The sequence below is a fragment of the Tardiphaga sp. OK246 genome, assembly GCF_900188215.1.
Lineage (GTDB): Bacteria > Pseudomonadota > Alphaproteobacteria > Rhizobiales > Xanthobacteraceae > Tardiphaga > Tardiphaga robiniae.
Genome location: NZ_FZOX01000004.1, coordinates 1 through 2,500 on the forward strand (window position 1 = coordinate 1; position 2,500 = coordinate 2,500).

Below are 2,500 nucleotides of genomic sequence, written 5' to 3' on the forward strand. Positions count from 1 at the left end.
CGGCGGAGTCCTTGCGGGTCTCGTTCGATGGAAGCTTCGGCTTCTTGAGGCGGGGCCGGACGAAAGACTTCGGCGGTACACGTTTTGAACAAAGGTTAACACCATCGTTGTTAGCGCTGTGAAGCGCGGACAGCAGATTGGCTGAACTTCGGTTTGGTCGATTTAGTATGGTGGGACCTCGTCAATACGTTGTGATCAGCCGGTTTAAAGTTTCAAGTCCAACTTGAGAGTTTGATCCTGGCTCAGAGCGAACGCTGGCGGCAGGCTTAACACATGCAAGTCGAACGGGCGTAGCAATACGTCAGTGGCAGACGGGTGAGTAACGCGTGGGAACATACCTCTTGGTTCGGAACAACACAGGGAAACTTGTGCTAATACCGGATAAGCCCTTACGGGGAAAGATTTATCGCCGAGAGATTGGCCCGCGTCTGATTAGCTAGTTGGTGGGGTAAAGGCCTACCAAGGCGACGATCAGTAGCTGGTCTGAGAGGATGATCAGCCACATTGGGACTGAGACACGGCCCAAACTCCTACGGGAGGCAGCAGTGGGGAATATTGGACAATGGGCGCAAGCCTGATCCAGCCATGCCGCGTGAGTGATGAAGGCCCTAGGGTTGTAAAGCTCTTTTGTACGGGAAGATAATGACGGTACCGTAAGAATAAGCCCCGGCTAACTTCGTGCCAGCAGCCGCGGTAATACGAAGGGGGCTAGCGTTGCTCGGAATCACTGGGCGTAAAGGGTGCGTAGGCGGGTTTTTAAGTCAGAGGTGAAATCCTGGAGCTCAACTCCAGAACTGCCTTTGATACTGAAAGTCTTGAGTATGGGAGAGGTGAGTGGAACTGCGAGTGTAGAGGTGAAATTCGTAGATATTCGCAAGAACACCAGTGGCGAAGGCGGCTCACTGGCCCATAACTGACGCTGAGGCACGAAAGCGTGGGGAGCAAACAGGATTAGATACCCTGGTAGTCCACGCCGTAAACGATGAATGCCAGCCGTTAGTGGGTTTACTCACTAGTGGCGCAGCTAACGCTTTAAGCATTCCGCCTGGGGAGTACGGTCGCAAGATTAAAACTCAAAGGAATTGACGGGGGCCCGCACAAGCGGTGGAGCATGTGGTTTAATTCGACGCAACGCGCAGAACCTTACCAGCCCTTGACATGTCTATGACCGGTACCAGAGATGGAACCTTCCCTTCGGGGCATAGAGCACAGGTGCTGCATGGCTGTCGTCAGCTCGTGTCGTGAGATGTTGGGTTAAGTCCCGCAACGAGCGCAACCCCCGTCCTTAGTTGCTACCATTTAGTTGAGCACTCTAAGGAGACTGCCGGTGATAAGCCGCGAGGAAGGTGGGGATGACGTCAAGTCCTCATGGCCCTTACGGGCTGGGCTACACACGTGCTACAATGGCGGTGACAATGGGATGCAAAAGGGCGACCTCTCGCAAATCTCAAAAAGCCGTCTCAGTTCGGATTGGGCTCTGCAACTCGAGCCCATGAAGTTGGAATCGCTAGTAATCGTGGATCAGCATGCCACGGTGAATACGTTCCCGGGCCTTGTACACACCGCCCGTCACACCATGGGAGTTGGTTCTACCTGAAGGCAGTGCGCTAACCGCAAGGGGGCAGCTGACCACGGTAGGGTCAGCGACTGGGGTGAAGTCGTAACAAGGTAGCCGTAGGGGAACCTGCGGCTGGATCACCTCCTTTCTAAGGATGGATCTTCAGAAGCTTGCTTCTATCGATCCTCTTTTGAAACATCAGTGGCCAGACATTGGATCAATGTCTGAGCTGCATAGGCGGGACACCGCCGTCTTCGTTTCTCTTTCTTCGCGGACGAACACACGCTGGGGCGTGCTCGTGCTGCTTATTGGCGTTTGATCGCAAGGTCATGTCGATGAGCCGAGCGCAGTCCTTTGTTGTTAGGGCTTGTAGCTCAGTTGGTTAGAGCGCGCGCTTGATAAGCGTGAGGTCGGAAGTTCAAGTCTTCCCAGGCCCACCATATTTGCGCGCTTTGCTTTCAAGGCTGCTGCTCACGTCACGACATCGCATCTGCAAAACGCGCCATTCAGCGTTGAGCATTCGTCTTCTGGAACGGGGGCATAGCTCAGCTGGGAGAGCGCGTGCTTTGCAAGCATGAGGTCGTCGGTTCGATCCCGTCTGCCTCCACCAGAAACTTTGGTTGGATGGCGACGTTGAGATCGTAACAAACATTCAGTGTGTTCAGACAGTGCGCGCCATATGGGCAGCGCCTGATTTAGTCCGCGGTATAACTTCGCTTGTCGGTCTTACGAGATCGACTGCGGGATTTATGACATCGTAAAGAGGAGATCGTTCCGAGGTTCGGATCTGCAAGCAATTGCGGGTGCCGCAATCATAATCTCCAGGAATTGAGTGCGAACGCTTTGCTTGCAAAGCTTCCGCATGTTTATTCCTTTTCAACGAAGCTTGACCGCCTCGTTGTCGGTTCGATCTTACGAAGCAAACTGGTCTTTCTTAATCAT

2 tRNA genes and 1 rRNA gene are annotated in these 2,500 nt (G+C 53.6%); all 3 read left to right on the forward strand.

Annotated features, from left to right (window positions below):
• The first annotated feature begins 219 nt into the window (after positions 1-219).
• The 3 genes from CHC01_RS18400 (at position 220) to CHC01_RS18410 (ending at position 2,168) form a co-directional block, all read left to right on the forward strand.
• Positions 220-1,706: ribosomal RNA gene (locus CHC01_RS18400) — 16S ribosomal RNA — on the forward strand.
• Between the two features lie 215 nt (positions 1,707-1,921).
• Positions 1,922-1,998 (forward strand) — tRNA-Ile (locus tag CHC01_RS18405).
• A gap of 94 nt (positions 1,999-2,092) precedes the next feature.
• Positions 2,093-2,168 (forward strand) — tRNA-Ala (locus tag CHC01_RS18410).
• Positions 2,169-2,500: the final 332 nt, after the last annotated feature.